The sequence below is a fragment of the Chelativorans sp. Marseille-P2723 genome (assembly GCF_902809845.1).
GTDB lineage: Bacteria > Pseudomonadota > Alphaproteobacteria > Rhizobiales > Rhizobiaceae > Chelativorans.
On record NZ_CADDWI010000013.1, the window covers coordinates 71041 to 97941 of the forward strand.

General features: G+C 57.2%; 22 protein-coding genes. 3 read left to right on the forward strand and 19 right to left on the reverse strand.

Annotated features, from left to right (window positions below; translation table 11 throughout):
- Window positions 1-21: 21 nt before the first annotated feature.
- The 16 genes from HUS57_RS11655 to HUS57_RS11730 form a co-directional block, all read right to left on the reverse strand.
- A complete protein-coding gene (locus HUS57_RS11655) occupies window positions 22-1185 on the reverse strand; it encodes an acyl-CoA dehydrogenase family protein (RefSeq protein ID WP_173933926.1) in 1164 nt (387 codons plus the stop codon).
- 48 nt (window positions 1186-1233) lie between these two features.
- Window positions 1234-3411 carry a 3-hydroxyacyl-CoA dehydrogenase NAD-binding domain-containing protein gene (locus tag HUS57_RS11660; protein ID WP_173933928.1) on the reverse strand — a complete coding sequence of 726 codons (2178 nt, stop codon included), beginning with the start codon at window positions 3409-3411 and terminating at the stop codon, window positions 1234-1236.
- Window positions 3412-3414: 3 nt separating this feature from the next.
- Complete coding sequence (locus tag HUS57_RS11665) at window positions 3415-4620, reverse strand: acetyl-CoA C-acetyltransferase (protein ID WP_173933930.1); 1206 nt, start codon at window positions 4618-4620, stop codon at window positions 3415-3417.
- 562 nt (window positions 4621-5182) lie between these two features.
- Window positions 5183-6247, reverse strand: a complete 1065-nt coding sequence (locus HUS57_RS11670) for an MBL fold metallo-hydrolase (protein WP_173933932.1) — start codon at window positions 6245-6247, stop codon at window positions 5183-5185.
- Window positions 6248-6269: 22 nt separating this feature from the next.
- The gene (locus HUS57_RS11675) at window positions 6270-7544 is read right to left on the reverse strand and encodes a TRAP transporter large permease (RefSeq protein ID WP_173933934.1); all 1275 of its coding nucleotides are present in this window, start codon (window positions 7542-7544) and stop codon (window positions 6270-6272) included.
- A 21-nt stretch (window positions 7545-7565) separates the two neighbouring features.
- The gene (locus HUS57_RS11680) at window positions 7566-8120 is read right to left on the reverse strand and encodes a TRAP transporter small permease (RefSeq protein WP_173933936.1); all 555 of its coding nucleotides are present in this window, start codon (window positions 8118-8120) and stop codon (window positions 7566-7568) included.
- Between the two features lie 804 nt (window positions 8121-8924).
- Entirely contained in the window at window positions 8925-9899 is a 975-nt protein-coding gene (locus HUS57_RS11685; RefSeq protein WP_173933938.1) for an NAD(P)-dependent oxidoreductase, read from the reverse strand.
- Between the two features lie 27 nt (window positions 9900-9926).
- A complete protein-coding gene (locus tag HUS57_RS11690; RefSeq protein WP_173933940.1) occupies window positions 9927-11501 on the reverse strand; it encodes a class I adenylate-forming enzyme family protein in 1575 nt (524 codons plus the stop codon).
- A 101-nt stretch (window positions 11502-11602) separates the two neighbouring features.
- Complete coding sequence (locus HUS57_RS11695; RefSeq protein ID WP_173933942.1) at window positions 11603-12583, reverse strand: TRAP transporter substrate-binding protein; 981 nt, start codon at window positions 12581-12583, stop codon at window positions 11603-11605.
- Between the two features lie 314 nt (window positions 12584-12897).
- Window positions 12898-13704: an SDR family oxidoreductase gene (locus tag HUS57_RS11700; RefSeq protein WP_173933944.1), complete on the reverse strand. Its 807-nt coding sequence runs from the start codon at window positions 13702-13704 to the stop codon at window positions 12898-12900.
- Window positions 13705-13726: 22 nt separating this feature from the next.
- Window positions 13727-14482, reverse strand: coding sequence for an SDR family oxidoreductase (locus tag HUS57_RS11705; RefSeq protein WP_173933946.1), 756 nt, complete (start codon window positions 14480-14482; stop codon window positions 13727-13729).
- A gap of 60 nt (window positions 14483-14542) precedes the next feature.
- Window positions 14543-15631 (reverse strand): TRAP transporter substrate-binding protein DctP, encoded by a 1089-nt coding sequence (gene dctP / locus HUS57_RS11710; protein WP_173933948.1) that lies wholly within the window; start codon window positions 15629-15631, stop codon window positions 14543-14545.
- Between the two features lie 27 nt (window positions 15632-15658).
- Window positions 15659-16972: a TRAP transporter large permease gene (locus tag HUS57_RS11715; protein ID WP_173933950.1), complete on the reverse strand. Its 1314-nt coding sequence runs from the start codon at window positions 16970-16972 to the stop codon at window positions 15659-15661.
- Window positions 16973-16974: 2 nt separating this feature from the next.
- A complete protein-coding gene (locus HUS57_RS11720; RefSeq protein WP_173933952.1) occupies window positions 16975-17541 on the reverse strand; it encodes a TRAP transporter small permease in 567 nt (188 codons plus the stop codon).
- A gap of 22 nt (window positions 17542-17563) precedes the next feature.
- Window positions 17564-18331: a glucose 1-dehydrogenase gene (locus HUS57_RS11725; RefSeq protein WP_173933954.1), complete on the reverse strand. Its 768-nt coding sequence runs from the start codon at window positions 18329-18331 to the stop codon at window positions 17564-17566.
- Window positions 18332-18562: 231 nt separating this feature from the next.
- Entirely contained in the window at window positions 18563-19582 is a 1020-nt protein-coding gene (locus HUS57_RS11730; RefSeq protein WP_173933956.1) for a phosphotransferase family protein, read from the reverse strand.
- A 304-nt stretch (window positions 19583-19886) separates the two neighbouring features.
- On the opposite strand from HUS57_RS11730, the gene HUS57_RS11735 reads away from it, so the two are divergent.
- Both HUS57_RS11735 and HUS57_RS11740 read left to right on the forward strand, forming a co-directional pair.
- Window positions 19887-21512, forward strand: coding sequence for a GMC family oxidoreductase N-terminal domain-containing protein (locus tag HUS57_RS11735; RefSeq protein WP_173933958.1), 1626 nt, complete (start codon window positions 19887-19889; stop codon window positions 21510-21512).
- Window positions 21513-21528: 16 nt separating this feature from the next.
- Window positions 21529-21852, forward strand: coding sequence for a DUF4286 family protein (locus HUS57_RS11740; protein WP_173933959.1), 324 nt, complete (start codon window positions 21529-21531; stop codon window positions 21850-21852).
- Window positions 21853-21860: 8 nt separating this feature from the next.
- On the opposite strand, the gene HUS57_RS11745 is transcribed toward HUS57_RS11740, so the two are convergent.
- From HUS57_RS11745 to HUS57_RS11755, 3 genes are all read right to left on the reverse strand, one after another.
- Window positions 21861-23030, reverse strand: a complete 1170-nt coding sequence (locus tag HUS57_RS11745; RefSeq protein ID WP_173933961.1) for an ABC transporter ATP-binding protein — start codon at window positions 23028-23030, stop codon at window positions 21861-21863.
- 38 nt (window positions 23031-23068) lie between these two features.
- Window positions 23069-24883, reverse strand: a complete 1815-nt coding sequence (locus HUS57_RS11750) for an iron ABC transporter permease (RefSeq protein WP_173933962.1) — start codon at window positions 24881-24883, stop codon at window positions 23069-23071.
- Window positions 24884-24961: 78 nt separating this feature from the next.
- A complete protein-coding gene (locus tag HUS57_RS11755) occupies window positions 24962-25984 on the reverse strand; it encodes an extracellular solute-binding protein (protein WP_173933964.1) in 1023 nt (340 codons plus the stop codon).
- A gap of 260 nt (window positions 25985-26244) precedes the next feature.
- Between HUS57_RS11755 and HUS57_RS11760 the strand changes: the two genes are divergently transcribed.
- Complete coding sequence (locus HUS57_RS11760) at window positions 26245-26769, forward strand: hypothetical protein (protein WP_173933966.1); 525 nt, start codon at window positions 26245-26247, stop codon at window positions 26767-26769.
- Window positions 26770-26901 lie beyond the last annotated feature (132 nt).

Here is a 26901-nt window from a genome sequence, read left to right on the forward strand (position 1 = left end):
GCGGGACCCGGATTAGGACCCTCAAAGAGAACGGGCCACAAGAAGCTTCATAATTTCGTTTGCGCCGCCATAGATGCGGGAGACGCGAGCATCCTTGTACATGCGCGCGATCGGATATTCGTCCATATAGCCGTATCCGCCGTGCAATTGCAGGCACTGATCAACCACACGGTTTTGCAGATCCGTAATCCAATACTTTGCCATCGATGCCGTTGTGCTGTCGAGCCTTCCCGCCAAATGCAGGCCAATGCAGTGATTGGCAAAAACTCGCGCAACCGTTGCGTCTGTCTTGCACTCGGCTAGCGTGAACTGGACCGTCTGGTTCTCAATGAGAGGCCGCCCGAAGACCTTGCGTTGCTTCACATAGGTTATGGTCTCATGCAAGGCTCGCTCGATCATGGCAATGCCTTGCAGAGCGATTATCAATCGTTCCTGCGGAAGCTTCTCCATCAGTTGATAGAAGCCACGGCCCTCCTCCCCTCCAAGGAGGTTGGCTACAGGCACCCTGACTTCGCGGAAGACCAGCTCGGACGTGTCGGCGGCTTCCAGACCGATCTTTTCGAGGTTGCGGCCTCGCTGAAAGCCTTCCACCTTGTCGGTTTCCACTACCAGGAGGGAAATTGCATCGGGCCGACGCTCCCGAGCTGTTCTTGCAACCACCACAACGAGGTTCGCTGTCTGTCCGTTCGTGATGAATGTCTTCTCGCCATTGATTATGTAATGATCGCCGGAGCGCGTCGCTGTGGTGCGAATACCCTGCAGGTCCGATCCGGCGTCGGGCTCGGTCATTGCTATTGCCGCAATCAGTTCGCCGGACGTCAGTCGCGGAAGCCAGCGCTGCTTCTGCTCCGTTGTGCCGTAACTCTCCACATATGGCATCACTATGCCATTGTGCAGCGGTGCGCCCCAGCTTTCCAGCCCGCGGCGGCACAGCTCTTCGATCAGCACCGCCTCATGACGGAAATCGCCACCTAGGCCACCCCATTCCGCGCTCGTTGAAAGGCCGAGCAATCCCGCTTGGGCAGCTTCCGTCCAGAACTCCTTTTCAACCACACCGTTACGCCGCCACTGGTTCTGACGTTCCGGCGAAGCGTATTCATCCAGGAAACGACCGACCGAGCGCGCGAAAATCGAAAGCTCTTCATCGGCCATGAAGTCAGGAGCCGGTACGTTGAGAACTGACATAGAACCTTCCGCAATATCGAACTGAAGGGAGCTGCGCTCGTCTAGAGGTCAAGCTGCCTTTAAGGCCGATGGCGCATAGTAGCGCACACCACTGGTTGCACGTTGGAGAAGCCCCGGGGTCGGCGCAAAGCGCTTGCCATGTGCCAACTCGAATTTCCGGCATAGCGCGACAAAGTTTTCCGGCCCGAGCGTGTCGATGTAGGAGATCGGTCCGCCGGTCCAGGGAGCAAAGCCCCAGCCAAGATACGCGCCCACATCAGCATCTTCCGGCGAAACAACAACATTTTCTTCCAAGCATCGGACTGCTTCCAGCGCCTGGATTACGAGAAGCCGTTGCTTCAAGGCTTCTACATCGGGCTGCTCCGGCCTTGAAGGCGCAATTTCCACCAGCTCGTCCCAAAGTCTCTTCTTCTTACCCGCCGGGTAGTCGTAAAAGCCCTTCCCGACCTTCTTTCCGAACCGTTGTTCTTGCTCTACCATTCGCATGATCAACGCTTCGGCAGGATTTGCGGGGTGCGACCGGCCAAGATCATTGGCGGTTTGGAGGTTGACGCTATGGATCAGGTCCAACGCTACCTCATCGCAAAGCGCCAGTGGGGCAACGGGCATTCCTGCCATGAGGCCTGCATTCTCGATCAGAGCCGGACTAATCCCCTCCATCAGCATCTCGCAAGCCTCTGCGATATAGGTCAAGAAGACCCGGCTGGTGTAAAAGCCGCGGCTGTCATTGACCACGATCGGCGTCTTGCGGATCTGCCTCGCAAAATCCATCGCGAACGCCAACGTTCCAGGATCGGTCTGCTCGCCAACGATGATTTCAAGGAGTGCCATCCTCTCCACAGGCGAGAAGAAGTGCATACCGATAAAGTTCCTCGGCCGCCAGAGCATCTGCGATAGGCTTGTTATCGGGATCGTCGAAGTGTTCGAGGCAAGAATTGCATCCTCCCCGAGCATTGCCTCCGCCTTTTGGAACACATCGTCCTTGACCGCCTTGTTCTCAAAAACGGCCTCTATCACCAGATCCGCGTCGCCAAGCAACGAATAGTCCGTGGTGGCTGTGATGCGCCCGAGCACCTCTTCCACAGCAGGCTGGTACAGATTGCCCCTTTTTGCTTCGCCTGTCGCGACCTCCCTTACGTGCTCATACACCCGTTCGGCCGAAGCTTGGTCGCGGTCGATTACGACGACGCGGATGCCAGCTCGTGCAGCGACGTGGGCAATGCCCGCGCCCATCTTACCACTGCCAAGCACACCCAGCTTGGCCACTTTTCGCACCGGGACGTGTTCTGGCCGACGCTTGAACTTGCTTACCTTCTGTAAAGTCACAAATTGAGTACGCACCATGTTCCTGGCAGCGTCGCCAACAAGCATTCGTGCGAAATAACGCGCCTCAATGCGCAGAGAGGTATCCAGCGGCACGTTTAGCCCATCATAGACCGCCTTCATCAAGGCATCGAGATTGGGATAGTTGCAGTAGGTGTTCTTGCGATGCCTCGCATTTGCGGCTGCAAAGGCGAGTGAACCTTCCAGAGTGCGCGGATCGTCGCCCGGCGCCTTGAAGCCCTTGACGTCCCATGGCTTGATCCAATCCTCGGCGGCGGAAGAAAGAATCCAGCTCTTTGCACTTTCAATAATCTCGTTTGCAGGCACGATCTGGTCGACCAGGCCAATCGCGCAGGCGTCGGACGGCGTCATCGCCTTGCCCTTGACTATCAGCTCTAAAGCGCGTAACGGGCCCAACATACGTGACAATCTCTGAGTGCCGCCGCCGCCGGGGAAAAGTCCAACCTTCGCTTCGGGCAGGCCGAGCTGGATTCGCTCGTCGTCTGCAACGATGCGGCGGGTGCAACCAAGGCACAGTTCGAACCCGCCGCCAAGGGAAAGGCCGTTAATCGCCGCTACGAAAGGCTTCCCGCCAGTCTCCATCCTGCGGGTGATGCTGTGCAGTTCCATAACAGCGTCATAGACGGTAGCGGCGCGAACCAAGTCAGAGCCCTCCGCCTCCGCAAGCGCCAGCAGCCAGTCGAGATCGGCCCCGGCTATGAACGACGGTTTGCCGCTGGTTAGAACTGCCCCCTTGATCGTCAAATCTGAAAGGACCTTCTCCACTGCCTCTCTGACGTCAGCAATGGAGCTGCTGTTGAGCACGTTCATTGAACGTCCGGGCATGTCGAGAGTGATGGTGGCGATACCATCGGTATCGACGTCAAAACGGAGATTCTGCATTGCTCAGACTCGTTCGATTATGGTCGCTGTACCCATGCCAGCACCAACACACAGGGTGATCAGGGCAGTGTTTAGATCCGCCCGCTCCAGTTCGTCCACGACCGTGCCGACCAGCATCGCTCCGGTAGCCCCAAGCGGATGGCCCATGGCAATCGCCCCGCCGTTCACATTGACCTTTTCCGGATCGAGATCTAGCTGCTGCCGGTACAACAGAACGACTGACGCGAACGCCTCATTGATCTCAAACAGGTCAATGTCCGCCGTTGTCATCCCCGCGCGGGCCAGTAGCTTGCGCGTTACCTTCTCCGGACCAGTCAGCATGATCGACGGTTCACTGCCGATCGATGAGAAAGCACGGATACGGGCTCGCGGCACCAATCCCATCCTCCTGCCTGCCTCTCGTGTTCCGAGCAGAACGGCAGCGGCTCCGTCCACAATACCGGAGGAGTTTCCGCCGTGATGCACGTGGTTTATCTCCAGGACTTCTGGATACCGCTGGATAGCAACCGCGTCGTAGCCCATCTCACCGATGGCGGCAAAAGCAGGTTTTAGGGAAGCCAGGTTCTGCATGGTGGTTGCAGGTCGCATATGTTCGTCGCGATCCAGCAAAATTTCGCCGAGATCATCCAGCACCGGCACTACCGATCTGGCAAACCGCCCTTCCTGCCAGGACCTGGCGGCCCGGCGCTGGCTTTCGACCGCATAAGCGTCAACATCTTCCCGGGAGAAGTCCCATTTGGTGGCTATCAGATCAGCGCCTATTCCCTGCGGCGTATAGTAGGTCTTGAAGGCGATTTCAGGATCAGTGAACCAGCCGCCAGCGTCCGCTCCCATGGGCACCCTTGACATTGATTCGACGCCGCCGCCTATCACAATATCGGATTGACCGGATTTGATCTGCGCCGCCGCCATGTTGACGGCCTCTAGCCCGGACGCACAGTAACGGTTGACTTGAACACCAGCTACCGTCTCGGCATAACCCGCATTCAGCGCCGCGATCCGCCCAACATTGGAGCCTTGGTCTCCCACAGGCATGACACAGCCCATGACCACATCATCAACAAGCGACGTGTCCAGAGAGTTACGGTCCTCAAGCGCCTTTAGAATATGGGACGCAAGGTCCAGTGGCGGCACTTCGTGAAGCGCGCCGTCAGGACGTCCACGTCCGCGGGGTGTACGAACCGCATCATAGATGAAACACTCTTCCATAATCCCTCCTGAGCGCCACTACGCCCCCACCATCAGTGGCACCGCGAGGGGTAAACTTGGACGCAAGTGACGATCGCGCCGTTAAGCTTGCGAACTGCGCCGGACAAACCCCTGCGCTATTCCTTAACTGTCGGCCACAGATAGGTTTCATAACAGCCCCCGCCCCTTTTGGCAACAAACAAACAAACACTTGTAAGGCAAACTATGCGAATTCAAAGAAGACCACATTCGGCTTAAATTTCAACGCAGTTCGGGACGCAAACGCCTCAATGAAAACCGCTGCAGCAAGAGATTCGTGTAGCTTTTCGTTTGCCACAGGCGCGTTGAACGTAGCACGCAGTGCCCGGTTCCGCGGGCTTATGAAGCTGCTTATCAATGCCAATAAACAGGCTGGTAAGAGGCACAATGAGCCTTAAAGCCTATTCGCAATTGCGCAAACAACCAAGCAATGCCAGCTGCCAAGCTAATGCCTGTCAGCCATTGGGGATGCCAAAGCTGATAACGTCGATGTCCGAGCGCCTATTTCGCTCAACTGCTTCATCGTCAAAAGCCGATACAGCTTTTATTCCGATAGTCGATAAAGCACCTGGCCGTCCCGCAAGACCTCTTCCAGTTGCCCTTCTGCCACCAGGAAATTTGTGTGTGCAATAGCCTCGCCTATAGCGATACCAAGGCTTTCACCGTTGAAATCACGACCGAAAATAGTGGGGATGAGGTCGCGAGCTGTTGCCGCTCTGTTCTGGCAAGCCATAAGCGTCTCCGCGCATCGAAGCTGATGATGGTTTACCAATTGATCTATTCGCGCATGAAGCCCGAAAAAAGGCAATTCGTGCCCGGGCAGCACCATGACATCATCGGACACGTTCGTCCGCAACTCTGTAATAGAGCGGAGATAATCATGCAGCGGATTTGCCCTGGGCGCATCCGGCATGACACTGATGTTAGGGGATATCCTCGCCAGCACCTGGTCGGCGCAAATCAAGAGACGATCGGCAGCATCGTACAGCATCACAAGCTCTGGCGAGTGACCTGAGCCGGTGAGAACGTGAAACTGGCGGCCGCCGATCCTGATGGAATCCCCTTCCGCGACATAGGTTACTTCCTCGGGCAGATCGCTGATGAAGGCACCATAGTCGTGTTGCCCACCCTTTTGAGCGATATTGTCTTCCATCGCAATGCCATGCCGGGTAAAATGTCCATTTAGCAGCGTCAAGTAGTCCTCGATGGGCTCTGCCGACATGCGACGAGCGGCTACGTACTCGCGCCCGCTCATGACCACGGGTGCGCCGGTGGTTCGGGAAAGCCAACCGGTAGCTCCTAGGTGGTCCGGATGAAAGTGGGACGCGATAATCCGCGTTATGGGACGTCCACCAAGACCGTCGCGAAGAAGCGCAGTCCAGAGTTCCCGATTTTCCTGCCCGTCGGTTGCAGCATCGAAGACAGCCCAGCCGCCATCATCCTCAAGCAGATACACGTTAACGTGATTTAGCTGGTAGGGCAGCGGAAAGCGGGCCCACAGCACTCCCGGAGCTGCCTCTATGAGGCAGCCGGGCTTTGGCGCACAGTCAATGGGAAACCTTAGCGGTACTTCGTGAGAGAGCTTCGGTGGAGTTTTTCGCGGCGTCATTCATGAAAATCCTAGCCGAAGCCTATCCGAGGAATACGGTCGAAAGCCACGGCACGTATGAAATGATCAGCATGTCTATAATGAGCACCAGGAGGAACCAGCTCAAAGGCCGCATGAGCGCCTCCATTTTTACGTTGAAGGTCGTGCACGCGATAAAGAGATTGATCCCGACGGGCGGCGTAACCATACCCAGAGCCAAATTGGCGATGACGATCACGCCGAAATGCACCGGATCTATCTCGAAAGCCGCGGCCAGCGGCGCCAGAATGGGCGTGACGATGATGATGGCCGGCACACCCTCCAGGAAGGTTCCAACGATCAGCAGCAGAATGTTGACGACCAGGAGGAAGACCAACGGGTCATCCGTCAACCCTACCACAAAGCCGGAGATCGTGACGGGTATGCGATAGAGGATCAGCACATAAGCGAGCACGGAAGCAAAGGCGATAATTATCATCACCACGGCTGTCGTATAGGCTGCCTCGTAAAAGAGACGCGGCAATGCCGACAGTTCAAGCTCCCGATAGACAAACAGACCAAGGAAAAGCGTGTAAACCACCGCCACGACCGCAGCCTCGGTGGGAGTAAAATAGCCGCCATAGATTCCGCCAAGAATGATGATGGGGCTGAGTAGTGCCAGCCATGCCTCGCGCACAGCCGTTGCCACGTTACGCGCCCAGATACCGAAGCTGTAAGAGGTGCGCTCGCCATAACCCTTGACCACCGAAAACGCCAAGACCAACAGAATGAGCGAGCAGCCAATGAGAAGCCCCGGCAGGATGCCGGCCAGGAACAGATCGCTGATCGACACACCTGTCATTACTCCATAGATGATCATCGGAACCGAAGGCGGGATGATCACCCCGAGCTCGGCCGAGCTTGCAACCACAGACGCCGTGAAAGGCGGTGGATACTTCTGCTTCTTCATCTCGGGACCGATGACGCCCCCGATGGCGGCGGCAGTTGCAGCGGAGGAGCCGGACATGGTCGAGAACATCATCGCGGTCAGGACGGTCGCGCTTCCAAGGCCGCCCCGCATCCAACCCACAAGCGCAACCGCCAGATCTATCAGCCGCCTGGCAATGCCGCTGGCTTGCATCAGCTTGCCGGCCAACACGAAATAAATTACAGCCAGCAATGCAAAGGAATCGAGCACCTCAAAGGCATTCTGCGGGATGGTGACGAGTGGCATACCCCGCTGCCAAAGTGCAATTACTGGTGCTGCACCCATGGCGATCGCGACCGGCACGCCGATCGCGAGCAAAACCACCATCAGTAAGACGACAAGTGCGATCAATGTCCCAGCCCCCGCCCAAACTCACTCAAGCGTCGTATCTGCAAGCAACACGGGCCTGTGCCCATGAAGAGTTTCGTCCACGATGAGGCAAAGTGTGTTGATGATCATGAGTGCAGCGCTAACGGGAAGTGATGCGTAAACCCACGACATGGGAATGACCATCACCGGGCTGCGTTCGATCAGATTGCCCATCGTGTAACGCCAGCCCGTCCAGACGAGCAGCGCGAAAAAAGCGAGGCTGACGAGCAAGGCCAAAATCCGTACCGGGTATGCAATGCGGGAAGGCAATGTTTCGACGAGAAATTCGAGCGCTATGAGTTGCCCTTTCCGGGCTGCTACCGCGCTCCCAATAAAGACGATCCAGATCATCAGATATCGGGCTAATTCCTCGCTCCACGGCACCGAAAGGAGAATACCGAACTTTGTCAGCAGGAAGCGCACGGTGACTTGCAGCATGGTGCAAAACACCATCACGGCAAGTGCGCCGGCCATGAAATAGCCTATGGCCCAATTCACCTTGTCTACGGCCGAGAGGAGCGGTGGTATGACTCCGTTCGAATTGCCAGCTTCGGACATTCCTCATCTGCCTCTTTGTGTCTACAACACGGTGATCAAGCAAACCCTCGCAGTGACCATAGGCGGTCAACGGGAGGATTGGGCTAACAAGTGCTTGTTTGGTACCCATATCAGCATTGATGCATTCTGTCACCCACTGACAGCCCTCTTGCCTGGTCCCTGCATTGTTTGAACAGACGATTATCTAACTTCTTCGGGATATGCTGCTGCATATGGATGTACGACCGATTGGGAAGAGTTTTCAGAATGAATTCGGCCGCACTTCTGCAGAAGGTGCTTTTACAGTATACGGCAGAATATTACATCGCAGTGCAAACCCTTTAGTATCTACTGTTTTGCTGCGGATTGGTCTGACTTTGACGCAGATGATGTCTACCTTTTATCCGGAAATACACTAAAACTGCGTATCGAAGCGATGCGGAACATCTTCGCACAGAAGCGCCGCGTAAATGGTTCCCCGGTTTTCGAACGCATATACGCACAGCCGGCGCTTTGTGCGTCACAAGGTGTTCTTTCCAGCCATCATCCCGGATGACAAGCGGTTCACGCAGTTCCATGTATTTCAATCCGGAAGCCGTACGGAAGGGCGATACCGCCGTTCGGCAGCTATTGGCCCGCGACGACTCGCAGTTTGCAAGACACCAAGATCGACGCCTCTTCAGCGAGCCTACCCCATCAGCTACCACACGCGGCTGAGCAACGATTTCACCGTGACGCGAAAACGCTCGGCAAACGGCACTTGCGACCTATCGGCCCGATATCTAGGCCGCTTGGCCAACCGTCATCTTGTGCGTACTTCATACCTCACTTTGTTAGATGTTTTGCAGCACGGTAGCGATCAATGTAATCGCGAACCCAGTCGGCCAGCGGATGAGGAATAAAGCCGAGGTCGCTCTTGGCTCGTTCAATGTCCATAAGGCAGTAGTTGCCCATGCGAAGGCCCATATAGTCGAGTCCATCGCCTACCTTGATGTCAGCCTCGGGAATGACAGCTTTGATGGCATTGGCCAGATCACGCAGCGTAACCAGCTCCCCCGATCCAAGATGATAGGTGTGATAGGCAAGGACCGGTTGCAGTGCAGCCTGCACAAGGCCAGCGGCTATATCCAGATTGTAGATGATGTCATCCCGCTCATCGCCACCTTGCGCCACTTCGACAGGAACGCCGTCGACAGCGCCCTCAATCATCGCGCTTGTTACGCTCGATGAGCCATGCTGCTTGCCCTTGCCTGGCCCGCAAGTGGTACCAAATCGAGCAACCACGGCATCGAGCTCGTAATGCTCGCGGTACAATGTAACAGCATCCTCCGCTACTTTCTTGGTCATGCCATAGGTGGCATTCGGCCTCCGCAGATGATCTTCCTTGATTGCCGAATAGTTCGGATGGCCCCATTCACCATTCAGGGTGCCAAAGGCTGACTTGCTGCTGGCAAATACGAATCGGCGGAAACCCGGGCTTTGCCTTGCAGCCTCTAGCAGCGTGAGCGTGCCGGTGAAGTTTACGCCGAAGCCGGCGAGCGGGTCGCTTTCACACTCCAGAAGGATCGCAGCAAGATGAATTATCCGGGTCACGCTGTTATCAGCCATGATGGAACGTATGGCTTCCACGTCGCGAATGTCCGCTGCGGCGGACGTCACCAGCGGATCATCGGAGTACCAGCCGCTTCGGCTAACGACAACTGACGGGACCTTCCGCCGCGACAGCTCCTCAAGAACAAGCTGACCTATCGCACCGTTGCCACCTGTTACGAGAACTTTTTCGTCAGTTTGGCTGGCCATCTGATCCACCCATGTCACGCCAGTTATTCAGGCGGCCTTGTCCGGATAGTTGGCGAAAATCTCCGCTGCAAGCTGCCTGAGGGCGGAGCGATCCACCTTCGCATTCGCCGTCACCGGAAGATTTTTCTCAAATACGATTTCCTGCGGCAGCTTGTATCGTGCCAGACGCGGCTCAAGATGCTCGAAGACTCTCTCCCTGGAGAGAGACGCATCGGGTTTCGGAGAGACGAAGGCAATAATCGCTTCTCCAGATACCCTGTCTGAAATCCCCACGACGCAGGCTGCGGAGATTCCAGGATGCTCCAGCAACGCTGTTTCGACTTCGGCTGGAGCAATATTGGCACCGCTTCGTATGATCATGTCGCTGGCACGGCCGACGACGAATATGTACCCATCGCTATCACGTCTGATGAGATCACCGGTGCGGGTCCAGCCTTCGGCATTCGTTTTTTCAGCCGTAAGCGCCGGGTTGCCGTAGTAACAGACCATTGCACCGGGGCCGCGCACCCAGGCTTCTCCCTCAGCGCCCTCCGGAACATCCGCCCCTTCCGGATCGCATATCCTGATTTCCACACCAGGAGCCGCCTTTCCGGCCGTTCCTCTGGGCGCATTGACATCATGCGCTCGCATGGCCACCAACGGGTGGTTTTCGGAGAATGCCCAGGCTTGTATCAATCGGAGGCCCAGCCGCGCCTCGGCAGGCTTGACCAAACTTTCCGGGCATGGTTCGCCGCCATTCATGCAGAAGCGCAACGAAGAAAGATCTGCTTTGCGGCGCTGGAGCACATCCAGAATCTTGGTGTACATCGACATCGTTCCAAAGAACATCGTCGCGCGGTGCTCCTCGATGGCATCCAGAACGCGCTCAGGATGAAAGCGCCTGAGCAAAGCCACCGTGCCGCCAGTCGACAGCATAGATGCGGTCGTCATGATCAAACCCGATACCCAGGACATCGGAGGGGAGACGCACGCGATATCGTCTTCCCGATAGTCCCAAACGTCTGGATAGGTGGTGATCTGGTATCCAACGCTGCCATGGGTATGCAGCACAGCTTTTGGATCCGCAGTACTTCCTGATGTGTAAACAATCAGGCAAGGCGTATCCTCTGTACAATGAAAAGCTTCCCTGCTCTCCTCCGCGCTCCCAAGCAAGTCATCCAGCCGGCCCAGAACACGCCCTTCCGCGGCGACAGGTTCATCATCGCCAATCACAACAATTTTGGACGGAGCATCCGGCGAGTCATCCATATTGCTGCGAAAAACATTGAGGCGGGAGACATGAACGAAAGCAACATCCGCCTTCGAGTTCGCCGCAATATGATGCAACTCCTTGCGGCGGAAGGCCTCGTTTACAGGCGCCGCGATCGCTCCAACCTGGCAGCAGGCGAGGAAGACCGCCTCGTAATCAGGAGCATTTGGAGAAAAAATCAGAACACAGTCGCCCGCTTGGACACCAAGCTCTGTCAGCAACCATGAAACCTGACAAACCTGACGTTGGAACTGAGCATAAGTGATGGTCTGCCCCTCATACAGAAAGGCCGGATGACCTGACCGACGATCAGCAACCCTATCGATCTTGAGGAAGATATTGGAGTTATTCATGTCCGTCATGAGTGCTGAAGCAAAAAGGATACGGTGCTTTCGCACTGTGCGTGCAAATTGGCGAATGCGGCGCAAGAAGCGCCGCATTAAACGAGAGATGATCAGTCGTTCTTCCGAAGCTTCTCTGCCTCCGCAAGAAAGTTTTGTATCTCGGGCTTGGCTGCCTCCTCCCCTAGGATCTCATCCCAGGAAGCACGCGCTTTCTCCATGAACGGCGCAAGATCGGGGTCCGCGAAGACAACGCCCCGCTCCTTCATCTTTTCTATGGCTGAAGTGTCATCGCTGCGGACATATTCAGCGCCGAATTTCATAGCCGCCTCAGCCGCCTCCCTGATTTTTTCCTGGACATCGCTTGGAAGAGACTCGAACTTTCCAGCCGACATCAGCAGGAGCGAGGGGATGTAGTTGGCACGCGTGGTGGAATAGTGGGTGACAATATCGCCAAAACCGTCCGAGAGGATCTGGCCGGGCGCAAGCTCAGTGGCGTCGACCACACCATTCTGTAAAGCGAGGAACAATTCGCCATAAGCCATAGCAGTCGGCTGAGCACCCAGCGCTTCATAAGCCTTGACGAAGCCAGGCGACTGAACCACCCGGATCTTCAAACCGGCCATATCGTCTACGCTGCCGATCGACTTGGTGCCTGCAACACTGCGCTCGTAGACCGGGCCCCAGTCGAAGCCGACTATGTCATACCTTTTCAGAATATCGAGGAACTGACGCCCGAGTGGACCATGCAACACTGCGCTGGCATGATCCATGTCCTCGTAGATATAGGGCAAGGAGAGAACTCGGAACTCCGGCACGGAATTCTCAATCGTAGGCTGGCTGACGATAGTGAAATCGACAGCGCCATTGCGGATGCTCTGCACCATCTTCAACTCGCCACCCAAACTGGCATCGGGATAGATAATGAGCTCGACCCCGGACTTGGCCAGTTCGTCCTGCAGCTTCAGGGCGATCTGATGAAAGCTCCCGCTTTCCGGATGAGCATGACCGAGCGTGAAGCTGTATTCCTGCGCCACTGCCAAACCCGTCGCCATCATCATGGCAGCGCCGAGAGCAGCCAACTTTCTGATCATACGGAATCCTCCCTGAGCACTAACTTCGTCTGCAATCTGTGGCGAAAGCTGGAATTATGCTTCCGAGCTCAGAGCCAACAAGCTAACGATTGTTAGGTATCGATCCGTTCCCGCGGTTTGTCAACAAGATGCCGACATGTTTCTCGCGGTTTTAAGGGCCGCACATAAAAATTTCTCTGGCAATACCCGAGCATCCCGATCTAGGAGCGCCAGGCTGAACGGCTTCGTTGAAATTGGCTGCGACACAAACGGTCGAGCTACACCGAACTTGCCGGCGAGGAGCACTGCCATTTGCACCCGGCACAGGGTAGCTGCTACAGGAACGAACGGGCCTTGCCACCGTCGATCAGGATCGTCTGACCGGTGATGAAGCCAGCGAGATCTGAGGCCAAATAGGCACAAAGTCCGGCTACCTCGTATGGTTCACCGGCACGCTTCATGGGGATGGGTTCGATCCGTATCGCCTTCATCTCTTCAAATGTGATGCCCCGCTCGGCAGCCCGCTTGCGGTAGTTGATTCGGAAAGTGCTTTCCTCATCGCCGCCGTCGATCGTGCCGGTCCCAATTGTGTTGACCGTAATTCCGAATTCGCCGACTTCATCGGCAATCGTCTTCGATAAGCCGACGGCAGCGGGACGGATCAAGTTATGCAGCACCATCTTCAATTCCGAATGCGGCTCCTTCACGCAGTAGGAGCCAAGGGTAACAATGCGCCCCCAGCGCCGCTCTTTCATCGTTGGCAAGACGGACTTCACGGCCCAGTTGAAGGCCATCACCATCCGCTGATAAGCGATCAGGTACTCCTCGTCTGTAGCATCCTCGAAGGTGGGGTTGGGAGGGCCGCTATTGTTGAAGACGAGGATGTCGGGCTCAAGCCCCTTTTCCTTGAGCTGCGCCGTCAGATCCTCGATTCCTTCCTTTGTGGCGATATCGGCCGGGATACCGTGCGCCTCACCTTGCTGCTCCCCTATCCTATCCACGGCACGCTGCAGGCGCTCCGGATCGCGGGCTGCGATCACGACCCGGCTACCCTCCTTGGCAAGTCGTTCGGCGCACGCGAACCCCAAACCCCTGCTTGCGCCGGTAACCAGAGCAACCTTTCCAGCTATACCTAGATCCATGGGTTCTCCTCCGTTCTTTGCATCAGGCCAAGCGGGCCATGCCCGCGTCGATCGGAATGGATGCGCCGTTCACATATGAGGCGCGGGGTGAGACGAGGCACGTTGCGATGAATGCGAACTCCGCCGGCATGCCGAAGCGGCCAAGCGGAATGCTTTCGGCGATCACATCCGCGCGAGCCTCCTCGGTGGGATGGATGCGCTGAAGCATCTGCCGACTCTCGATTTTGCCAGGGACAAGACAGTTGATTGTGGCCCCGTAAGGCGCGATCTCAAATGAAATGGCGCGCGCCCAGCTTGTAAGTGCCGCCTTTGCGGGAGAGGCTGCATTGACATTTCTGGTGGTCGGCCAGCCCGTTACCACAAGGATGCGGCCTTGCCCCGATGCCTTGACATCATCGATGAGAAAATGTGTCAGCCTTCTCGATGAGGTGAAGTTCAGCGCAAAGGCTTCCTCCCACACAGCCTCATCGTTCCAGTCGCTCATCGGCCGCGAGCCTCCGGCATTCGATACGAGGATGTCCAGACCAGGAAGAGCGGCACGCGCCTGGCGGGCAAGCCGGTCGACATCCGATCTTATCGTCAGGTCGGCAGCGATCAGCACAGGTTCAGCGCCTCCGGCGGCGGTGATGAGAGATGCGGTCTCGGAAAGAGCTTCCAAGGAACGCGCGCTGATCGCCACGCGCACTCCCTCCGCTGCCAGTGCGAGAGCAATCCCTTGGCCAATACCACTGCTAGCCCCGGTAACAAGGGCACAGCGCCCTGAAAGCTGAAGATCCATGAAGAGCCCCCGATAGGAGCGCCCGCAACAAGGCATGCGGGCGCTCAAGGCTGTTGTGACTTACGGCGTAAAGTCTTGCGTGTAAGTCGATTGAGCCTCGTATTTTGCCACCAGTTCCATCAGCTTATCGGTGAACTCACTCACATCGGCGTTCGTATATTTCTGGCGCTCTTCGATCCAGGCAGCGCGTAGACTGTCAATATCCAGTCTCGACTTCCATTCCTCCACCTCTTCGGGCGTGAACTTGTAGAAGTTGATACCTGCTTCCTTGCCCTGAGAAAGGGTTTCCTGATCGCCCTCGATGGTGAGTTCAATCGTCTTCTTCGGAAACTCCTTGCGAACCTCGGCGATGATCTGCTTCACGTCCTCGTCAAGGCTGTTGTACGTATCAAGATTCATCGAAATATTGCAGGAGTAGTAGGTGCCCACCCCCGGGGAGACGATATTCGTGGTCATGTCGATGAAGTTCGCTGCCGCCGGATACCAGAGCGGCAGCGTCGAATAACCATCAATCAATCCGGTCTGAAGACCGGTTCCGATCTCCGAGACTTCTACAAAAACCGGCACGATACCACCACCGTCCCTAAGAAGTTCAGCGTGAGGGCCGAAGGCGCGAATCTTGAGCCCCGCCAGATCGGCGGCCTTTTCGATCCTGACGTCCTTTCCGACGCCGATGATCATCGGCGAGGGCGACTCCGTGCCTAGAAGCTCAAGATTGTTCCGGTGGAACTCTTCCTTCAGTGGAGGATAAGTCTCGTAAAGCTCGTTCACCGCGGCGGCGAGCGCGTCGCCCTTTTCAGTCAGGTAGGGCATCTCGGCCATGGAGGCGAGCGGAAACCTGGTGATGTCATAGCCGGTGCAGACATAACCCGCATCGGCAATGCCGTCACCCAGTCCCTCGATCTGATCCGCGCCCTTCAGCAGCGCGCCGCTGAAGAAAGTATCTTTGATCGCGAACTTGCCGTCGGAACGCTTGGCCACCTCCTCGATGAACCAGAGATTCCCTCGCGTGGAGATCGCACCTTGATGAGCATAGGTGGAGTAAATGATGCTTTGCTGCGCTAAAGCAGGCAGCGCGCTGCCGAACGCAGCTGCGGCCGCTATAGACGATGCCGCAGCCACCGCCTTAAGCTTGGTTCCAAGTCTCATGTTCTTTCCTCCGGACAGTTGTAGTAATCACCTTGCCCACATCCAATCGACCAGGAACAGCGATATTTGTGGGAATGCAATGAGCAGGATGAGCGTGACGATCTCAAGCAGAACAAACAAGCCCATCCCCTTGTAGATGGTCGAGAGCGACAGTGACTTGTCGACCGTCCGCAACACGAAGATGTTGACCCCTATGGGCGGTGAAATGTTGGCCAATTCACTGACCTTGACGATGAGAATGCCGAACCAGATGGGGTCGAAGCCCAAGTTCACGATCACCGGAAACACGATCGGCATGGTGATCAGAACCATGGAGATCGGCTCAAGGAACATGCCGAGGGGAATATACACGCTGATTATTGCCACGAGGATCACCCATCGGGACATCTCCAGCGAAGCAATGAAATGCGACAGGTCATTGGCGAGGCCAGACATCGCTACATAGCGGCTGAAGACTCCGGCGCCGATCAGGATGAAAAAGATCATCGCCGTTGCTTTAGCCGTTTGCCGGCCCCCGGAAAACAGCTCACGCCAAGCAAAGCCCTTGCGGATGAAGAGCAGGGCGGCAGCGGTTGCCGCGCCCGCCGCGGAAGCTTCCGTCACCGTAAAGTAGCCGCCATAGATGCCACCCATGAGGACACCGAAGAGCACGATAATACCCCAGCTGTCCTTCAGCCCGGCGAGTTTCTCGCGCAGCGTGAAGCGGACAGGTGCCCGCGGCATGAGTTCGGGCCTTAGAATTGCGATAGTATAGATGCCCAGGGAGAAAACGAGTGTCGTCAGGATGCCGGGCAATATGCCGGCGATAAAGAGCTTGATGATGTCCACTTGGGTCACAAGACCGTAGATCACCATCATTGTGCTGGGAGGAATCATAAGGCCGAGCAGGCCGCCAGCGCCTATTGTTCCTGAACTGATAACGTCGGAATAGTTATAGCGGCGCATCTCCTTCAGCGCGATTCGTCCGACCGTCGCTGAAGTTGCCACGCTGGAACCCGACGTTGCCGAAAAAAGAGCACTCGCGAGAATGGTGGTGATGCCGAGTCCACCACGCACCCCTCCTACCCACCGGTAGGCGAGGGAGAAGGCACCCTGACTGATGCCCGATCGCTCCGCCAGATGACCGATGAGAATGAAGAGCGGGATGATGATGAAGCCGTAATCGGCGGTCTGGGAATAAGGCATTCCCACGATCGCGTTCGTCATAACGTTCCAGCCGCGCAGCATGTAAATGCCCACAGCGCTGGAAAGCAGAAGTGTAACCGCGATTGGCAAGCCAAGGCAGAGGGCGCCGATAAAGGTAACACCCACGGTAAGAGAGGAGAGGAGAGAAGGGTCCATAATCAGTCGGCCCCATGCGGAGGCACGGAGTCCGGCTCCGCGTCATCGAAATTTGAGCCAAGGAGCTGCGCCAGCAGAACCAGCGTGTAAAGCGCGAATCCGAAGGCGACGATCGACTTTGCGGGCCAGAGCGGCAACCGGAGTCCGCCGAGCGCCATTTCACCGATCCCGTAGCTCTTTATCGCAGCTCTTACCGTGCCATTTGTAAGAAAGATGCCTATCAGCAGGCACACGAAGAGGTTGACCCGATCGGAAACGAGACGCAGGCGCCTAGGAAAGGCAGACACCAGCGCATCCATCGATACGTGGTCCTTTGTGGCCTGCGTGCCAGCCATCGCAAAAAAGACTATGCTGACCATAAGCATCGCCCCGATATCCGATCCGCCGGATAGCGGCGAGCCGAAAGAACGCCCAATGACGTCGGCAATGACGAGCCCGGCAAGCGTAAGCAGGCAGATGGAGCTGATCCAGCTTATGCGGTCGGCAAGTACGAGAACGGGGCGCAATAGCGCCGGCAATCGGCGCTGAACCCCCTTGACGGGATAGGCCTTTTCAAGCGTATCGTTCATTCTTTTTCCGCTCTACTTTTCGTCAGCCCGGCAGCACAGGGCCGGCCATCCGTCCGCCATCAACCTGATAGGCCGCGCCCGTGACGAAGGAAGCTTCATCTGAGCAGAGCCACACGATAACCTGGGCAATTTCTTCAGCAGGCGCTATCCGGCCCATTGGAGTGCCCGCGAGGATTCCACTGAAATCTCCCTTATAGAGGCGGTCGCTCATCGGAGTGTGAAAACCGCCGGGGCATAGGACGTTGATACGTACGTGGCGGGCTGCGTATTCAAGCGCAGCTGACTTGGTCAGCCCCACCAGCGCGTGCTTTGATGAGACGTAAGCCGACATGAGCCCGATGCCCCGCAAGGAGCCGGTCGAGCCGACATTGACAATGGAGCCGCTGCCCTGCGCACTCATCACCTTGAGTTCGTGCTTCATGCAGGTAAAGACGCCGGTCAGATTGATATCTATGACGCGCTGCCATTCGTCGTCCGGATAGTCAGCCACATTATGGCGCTCGCCTTCCACGCCCGCATTGTTTACGGCACAGTCGAGCCTTCCAAATCTATCGACCACTTCGCCCACGAATGCTTCGACCGACTTGCGGTCGGTCACGTCCAGCAACTGGAAGTGGGCGCTGCCGCCGGCCGCCTTTATTTCCGCAACCGTTTCACGCCCCGCCTCCTCGTTGAGATCGCCGATCACAACGGTGTTGCCGTACTTGGCAAGATTGATCGTTGTTGCGCGGCCGAGACCGGAAGCGCCGCCGGTTACAAGGCAAACCTTTTGGGTATCAAAGCGAGGCATTATACGCTTGCCATGCTTTGGCCGTAGAGAGGCCGGACCCGCGCGCAATCTGTGAAGAGTGCAGTCAACCTTTTCATTCCGCCTCCTTCATTGAGCTTCTATGGCCTGATCCAACGTGCATTCATTTATTGGGCCAGCAAAGGGGCACTGCCCTTCATTGGGCGAATATTGCGGTTGAAATCGCAACGACCGCATACAAGCACGATGCTTGGCAGTGCGAAGCTGGTACTATTAAGTCTCCAGAAGAGCGGCGGCTCGGGAGGCAAGAATACCGGCAAGGCGCCCGACACTTTGCGCGTTCGAAGCGGCAGCATTGCCCGACCGGGCGCGAGCGGCGATTCCCTCGAAGATGATTGCGTTGCGGAAGAGTGCGAAGGCGAGGTGGAACGGAGTCAGCCGGCCCGAATCGCCCGCGATTTTGTAATACTCCTGGCAAAATTCCTGTTGGCTCGGCAGGCTTAGAGAAGCTGTGTCCACGTCGAGGAGCCCGCCATATTCCGACGAGCCCATATGCCAGGTGAAGGAACAAAGATGCGCAAGATCGGCTAACGGCTCGCCAAGCGTAGCCAGTTCCCAGTCCAGCACCGCGACGACGCGCGGCTCTGTCGGGTGGAACATCAGGTTGCCGATCCGAAAATCGCCATGGGCAATGGCCGGCCGCCGGCTCTCCGGCGGCGTGTTGCGTGAGAGCCAGTCCGCGACGAGATCAATGTCACGGTTCGGCTCGATTGCGGACAGCTCCCACTGCTTATACCATCGAGCGATTTGACGGGAGAAATAGCCACCGCTCCGTCCGAAATCAGAAAGGCCGACTGCCGCTACATCCACCTCATGGAGACGAGCGAGCGTGTCAGCGGCAGACCGGTACATGGACCGGCGCTGGTCTGACGGCACACCCGGCAACGAGCAATCGTGGAAAACCCTGCCCTCCACATACTCCATAACATAGAATGCAGTTCCGATGACATCCGGCTCCATGTGCAGCAGCAGGACCTCCGGCACGGGTACGCCGCTTCCCTGCAAAGCCTTTTGCACTCGATATTCCCGATCCACGGCATGAGCCGACGGGAGCAAATCGCCATCCGGCCGCTTGCGCAGCACAAGCTTGCGTTCACCAAAGTCGAGGAGGAATGTGGGGTTCGACTGCCCTCCCGTCATCGGTTCGATGCGGAGAGCCTCCCCTAGCCCTTCAATGCGATCGGCAAGAAAGCTTTTTAACGGTTCGGGATCCAGGCGAGGAAGGGTGGACATGCTATGCAAAAACCCGCTTGCTAACTCAAAACCGGTTTGAATACGTTGCTCAAATCTTAGCAAGAATTCCTTCGTTGCAACGGATGTCCGTCCAAAGCCGGCTATAAACGCGTATGCAATAAGGACGTTTCCCGCACCTTTGAAACGGTGATTGGCTACCGGCCGCGCGTTGATCAAGGTAGGTGTTGGGCATGAGGATATCGCGCCAGAATTCACCGAAGGTAAGACTGGACCATTGTCGGCGTGCAGTCGCCATTTCGGTCGCGCGCCTCCTGTTTCCACAAACCTCGATCAACTGAGAGACATGGCTGCTTCTGCTGTCGAAAGCTGGGACTATATCGTTGTCGGTGCCGGATCATCCGGCTCTGTGATTGCCGCTCGCTTATCCGAGTCGGGGCGCTTTCGGGTCCTGCTCCTGGAAGCCGGTGGACCCGACCGCCTGTTCTGGATGCGCGCGCCGCTAGGGACCGGTCAAATGCTGCGCCGGACGGACGTTATATGGCAGTACGAGACGGAGCCTGTCCCAGAGCTGCGCAACCGCAGGCTCCGCTGGCCAAGGGGCAAGACGCTGGGCGGTTCGAGCTCCGTCAACGGAACGCTCTTCGTCAGGGGCGACCACTGGCACTACGACGACTGGGCGGCACGAGGCGCAACGGGGTGGAGCTTCGAAGATGTATTGCCATACTTCAAGAAGCTGGAATCCTTCAAAGGCGGCGATCCTCGCTGGCGGGGAATGGATGGGCCCATTCAGGTCGAACGACTGAATGCCCGCATTCCCGTTACTGACGCTTTTATTCGTGCATGTGTGGAAAGCGGGCTTCCGCAGAACGACGACTATAACGCGGGCGATTGTTACGGCGCCAGCTATCTTCAGTACAACACGAAGTTCGGACGCCGGCAGAGCGCGGCGGTTAGCTATCTGAAGCCAGCTCGCAACCGCTCCAACCTGAAGGTGATAACCGGTGCCCTTGTATCCCGTATCGATCTTTCCGGGAATCGCGCAGAGGGCGTGACCTATTCCGTTGACGGAATGTCCCATTCGGTTCGTGCCAAGCGCGAGGTGATTGTATCCGCAGGAGCCATAGCCAGCCCTCAACTGCTCGAACTGTCGGGTATCGGCAATCCCGAGATCCTGCAGCGTCACGGTATTACCCCTCGTATTTCTCTTAAGGGCGTGGGCGAGAATCTGATCGATCACTTGCAGACACGCGTGAGCTTTAAGGCCCGGAAAACCAGAGGGCTGAACGAGATCGTCAGCAAGCCCTGGTTCAAATATTGGGTCGGAATGCAGTTTCTCTTCTTCGGCCGGGGGCTCATGACCACGCCCCTTGCCACTGCCCAGGCTCTTGCTCGGACACGCCCCGGCGACGGGCGGCCTGACGTCAAGCTGCAACTGCATCATTTCAGCGGCAAGGACCGCATGGCTTATTCAAAGGATCTCGGCATTGATCCGCATCCCGGGCTTACGATTGGTGTGGTGCAGCTTTCCCCGGAATCGCGAGGTTCGCTCCACATCGCAAGTCCGGATCACCAGCAACCGCCAGCGATCATGCCGAACCAGCTTTCCCACCCCGAGGATGTCCGGGTGCTCACATATGGTCTGAAGCTCGCACGCCGGGTGGCGGCGCAACCGGCATTGTCCGACTTCATTGTGGGAGAACTTCGGCCCGGACCCGGCGCCGTAACGGACGACGATCTTCTCGAATACATCCGCGATAGCGGACAGACCTCCTATCATCCGATTGGCACCTGCCGGATGGGAGTTGACGGCATGGCAGTCGTCGACCCGCAACTGCGGGTTCATGGTATTGAGCGCCTTCGCGTTGCCGACGCGTCAATCATGCCGACCATGCCTGCCTCGAATACCAATGCGACAGCTCTCATGATCGGAGAAAAGGCCGCCGACATGATCCTCGCTGCCGCAAGCTAAGTATCGGGAGGAGGCGATGGAACGGCATCTGATGGTGGTGATGACGAATCCGGTCGAGGGGCGCGAGGAAGAATATAATGAGTGGTATGATAACCAGCATCTCGCCGACGTGCTAAAAATCCCCGGGATTGTGAGTGCGGAACGCTTCGAGCTGAGCGCCTCGCAGCGTTCGGACCCGCCCTACCCATTCAGCTACCTCGCCCTTTACTGGATCGAGACCGATGACCTTGCCCGCGTGGTCGGCGAGCTGAAGAACCGCTCCGGCACGTCGCTCATGCCGCTGTCAGAGGCCATGGCCGCAGATAGGTCAGTCTACCTGTTCAAGCCACGGACGCGATAGAAGCTTTTCTATCGCCGGTAGATGCGGGCCCACTGTGCAGGGATGGACAAGCGCAAATTTTCCTTTGCATCCAGAAGCGGGTCACCGCTGGAAAACTGAATGAGGACATCGCCCCAGCCCGCGACGCAAGCCACGACGCGACGGCTCGCACCCATGAAGATGTTCGACGCTCGCTCCACCGGCCACTGATTTTCGCCCGCCACCTCATCCGCCTGAACAAGCTGGCACTTCTCGGGACGCACGATAACGCTCACCATGTCACCGAGGGACAGCCCCTCCTCACCCGGCACGCCCACTATCATTCCAGCCTCGGTAGAGACGCCTACCCTTTTGTCGGCGATAGAGGCCACTTGTCCTTCGATCTCGTTCGTCGCGCCAATGAACTTGGCAACATACCGGTTCGATGGAGTCTCGTAGATTTCCTCTGCGGTCCCAAGCTGGGCTATCTTGCCGCTATCTAAAACGGCGATGCGGTCGGCCATTTCCATGGCTTCTTCCTGATCATGCGTAACATAGATGGCGGCGAAGCCGATCTCCTGCTGCATGCGGCGGATCTCGTAGCGAAGCTGTTCTCTTACCTTTGCATCGACATTTGATAGCGGCTCGTCGAAGAGCAGAAGACCATTGCTCGTCACCAGCGCGCGCGCTAGGGCCACGCGCTGCTGCTGCCCGCCGGAGAGCTGGCCAGGATATTGGTTGGCAAGTTCCCCAACACCAACGGTCCTCAGCACCTCGGTGACGCGCTGGTGAATCTGCGTTCGGGACACGCGCTTGATCCGCAGCGGATAAGCAACATTCGCAAACACCTTCATGTGCGGCCACAAGGCGTAGGATTGAAACACCATACCAAGCTTCCGCTTGTCCGGTGAGGTATCCAAACCATGTTTGGAAACATAGTGCGGCTTGCCGTGAATCGTGATCTCACCAGCATCCGGCGATTCAAGGCCCGCGATGCAGCGCAGCAGCGTAGTCTTGCCGCAACCTGAAGGGCCGAGCAGAACTACAAACTCGCCCTGCTCCACAACGAGATCTATGCCATCGACTGCAGGCACGTTCGTGCCGTCGCGGCGCTTGAAGTACTTCCGGATACCACGCATGGCAACCGCCGGCTCGCGCACAACCCGCCCCCCCTCGGAAGACGAACTCTTGTTGTTCACCTCGATATCCGAAACATTCATAAGGCGGTCTCTTGAGGTTCCTTCAGAGGTTGCAGCGTTCATGACCGTTGCGCCTGCGCCCGACGCGTTCTTGCGATCACCATTCCATCGCCGATCCAGCGCTCGAAAAGATGGGCAGCCGACAGAACCACTACGTTTATCGCCGTTAGAACGAGGGCAAGCGAAGCAAGAACCGGGAACCCCCCGGTCTGGAAAATTTGCAGGATCTGAAAGCCGATCACGGGAACGCGCGTACCCGACAGCATGATCGAAGCGTTGAGTTCGCCGGTCATCCACACGAAGAGCAAGCCCCAACCGGCAATCAGGCCGGGAATCATCAGCGGCAAGCTGATGAACAGGAATGTTCTCCCCCCGCCCGCACCGGAGACCCACGAAGCTTCGCTGAGCTGCTTGTCGATCTGTGAGGCCGCAGCATCGGCGGAAATCGTCGCCTGGGGCAGGAAGAGCACAATATAGCATAACAGCAGGATGGCGAATGTATTGCCGAGATTGAACGGCGGGCCGGCGAAGGCCAGTATAAACCCGAGGCCAATAACGATGGCAGAAAGCGCGGAAGGAAGCTTAATTATTGCATCCAGGAATTGCGCCCAGCGCGACCCCGAATTGCGCAGGTAGAGCGAGAAAATCGCCGCTATGAGGATCGCGGCTGTCGCCCCGATCACCGAAAGACGAAGACTATTGGATAACGAACGCATGGCGGCGCGGTTATCCAGTGTCCCTGCCCACAAGTTCGACAGTTCCAACAATCCCCAACTGATGTTCGGGGTCCAATATCCGTTGAGAGCAACCAGCGTCAGCGCGACCAGGGGCAGGATGAATGTTAAAAGGACATAAAGCATCAGCGCTGCTTGCGCCCAAACCCGGAATTTGCCCAGGCGTACAATTGCCCCCCGCTGCCCCTTGCCGCCGATGGACGCATGACGGTTGGCGCGCAGGATCCGGCCCTGGAAGAACCAAGCGGTACCGAGCACGGCTATCAGAAATACGCTGAGTCCGATCGCGACGGGGATGTCAGACGGATAGGTGAAAGTGACGAGCCTCACAATTTCAACGGCAAGAACGTTCACGCCGAGCTCGGTACCGATGACCACCGGTACGGAGAAGAAGGAGAAGCCGAACCAGATGATATAGAGCGCAGCAGCCCCAAGGCTCGGCCGCAGGACAGGAATGGTGACATGCCGCACTGTTTGTAAAAGCGAGGCTCCGCTGATGCGCGCGGCTTCTTCCATACTCGGGTCGCTGCTGCGCAAACCCGTCGAGATCATCAGGAACGCGAACGGGATCATATAAGCGGTGTAAAGCAGTATCATCCCGGTCCAGCTATAGATATTGAGCGGACCGGACGTCACGGTCACGCCGAACCAGCCGAAGATGCCCCTCAAAAGTGCGTTGAGGAACCCGGCTTGCGGAGCGAGCAGGAACACCCATCCGATTGCCCCGGCTATGGGCAGAAGGATCATCGAGAACATCGGCAGCAGACCAGCCAGCCAGCTGATCCGCGCGTCCGTGCGCTCCATAAGCCACGCAAAGAAGGCCCCTATGCAAAGGGACAGGACCATACTGACGAGTACGATTATAAAGGTGTTGAATAAAACCTCGCCCAGGCCCTGATAGGCAAACACCCGCTTAAAAAGCTCATTGTCAAAGCGGCCGCCAGTGAAAAAAAGCCGCAACGCAATCCGGGTAACCAGATACAGGACAACACCAGCGCATATTGTCCCTAAAGCTCCGCTCAGGATGCCGAACCAGCCACCGCGGAAAGCCCGCATGGCGGCAACCCGCTGCCTGAAACCTGCCGATGAAGCCGCCGGAGGCGCCGCGGATGAAGCAGTGCGCAGAATGGTGGAGTTCACTGGATAGCCATCGCCGGTGAAATCAAAAGGCGGAAGTTCCGCGCAAAGTGCCTTCTTGCGCGGAACTTCGATTGGGGTCTACTTGCGGCCCAGCAACTGCAGTATCTTGTCCTGGCGGTCGCCTGCATCCGGAGCTGCCTGCAAGACAGTTATTTCCTCGATCGTTTTCGATGGATCGAGAACCCAGATATTGTCGCCAACCGTAGCCTGCTGCTCATTACCTTCCGGCGTAAGCACATAATGCGCAAACAGCTTCGCTGCGTTCGGATGAGCGATTTTTTCAGGGTTGATAAAGCCCAGCTCCATCTGCGTACCAGTTGTAACTGGCGGCATGAATGCGACGACCGGAGCCCGTCCCGGCAAGGCGGCGATTGCCGGCCCCGAAACCGGCCCCGCAACCACGCATTCGCCGGCGGCAAGCGCTGATGCGGCAGCGGCTGCGCTTTCGAATACCTTTGGGTTGTTTGCAGCGACGCCGGAAAGCATCTCCTCGCCATACTCGGCCCGCATTCGGTCCCAAACTTCGATATAAGCCAACGCCACTTCCGGATTGGGAATGCAGACACGATCCTTGTATTTGGGATCGGCAAGCGCCTCAAAGCTGGTGGGCACGTCGTCGCCCTGAACCAGATCGCTATTGTAGGCCATGGTCCAAGGATTGTAGGCGACCGTAGCGGTACTCTTGTTCAGGAACTCTTGGGGATAGGAGCCATCCTCAAGTGCGGGGATGCCTGCTTCCTGAATGGGTACCATCCAACCCTTCGGCACGAAATCATCCGTTACAACCTGGTCGAAGGTGGCCCCGAGAATGATATCGGCGTTAAATGAATCCGCCTCCAGCTCTGATGCGAAACGCTGCAGGAGCGTGCCGGCAGGAAGCGCCAGCGGCTGGACGGTGATGCCGTACTTCTCTTCGAAAACCTCTGCCAGGTGCTCGGTGCCGGCGACGGGGTTTGCGCTGTAGAAAACCAGCATGCCCTCAGCCTTAGCGGCTTCCACGAGTTCCGCCGGCGGTTCGCTCGCTGCTACGGAATTCGACGAGATGGCCCAGCCGAGAGCTATTGCAGCACAGGTGGCAAGATGCCGTTTGGAAATCTGCATACCTCCCCTCCTTATCTTTGGTGGCGGCCGGCCAGCGCCGGCGGAGGCGAGCATGAAAGAAAGCTTTGAAAAATGAAAGCGGCCCGCAACATACCGGCTCCTATAATGCATATGGATTATTCTCAGGGCGCAAGCGCGTCCTCGGCCGTGCATATTGTAAATGCAATCCTGGCCCCAATAGCCCGTGAGGCCTTCAACCCCCACTATAGTGAGATAGCCTGGACTATCCCGCTTTGTGCTACGTTGTACGGAGTACCCGGATGGTCGATCCTTTTCATGGCACCTGGACAATTGATACGGCCGAATCCGCCGTTTGGGACGACAATCTTGGAAAGCATGTACCGGATGAGGTCGGCGAAGAGGTCATTACCTTGCGGATCGAAGACGGTGTACAGGATTACGAAGTTCTTTATGGCGACCGACCGAAGATCCGCATCGGCTATACCGCGCCCTACGACGGGGTGGAATGGGTGCCCTACGCCGTGCGCGAAATCATCTCGTCGAGCGCCGATCCGGCAGTCGAGCTGGACGAATTCAAGCGCCGTATCAAGGCCAGCGGTGGCGTGCGAGAGCGCCGCTTCGAGGTTGGCCAGACTTACGGACTGGTACGCCTCATCTATGTCGATGAGCGGACGCACTACCGGGTCAGCCGTAATCCACTCGACGGCAAGGCCCAGCATATAATGCTGCGGCGCATGGCCGAAGACGGCGATTCCTATGTGGCTAGGGTCTTCGACGTAAACGGCATCGTGCACCGCATCCGCAAGTTCGTGCGCGTCGATTGATCGCTACAAAGGCCCGGCCTGAGCCGAGTGCTTCAGCACATATGTAATATTGGTAACGCCGCTGCAGCAGAAAGCCGGTTGCACGTTTCGTTGCCGCTGGAAGCGCTGTTAGATCGGCTTGCAGGTTACAAG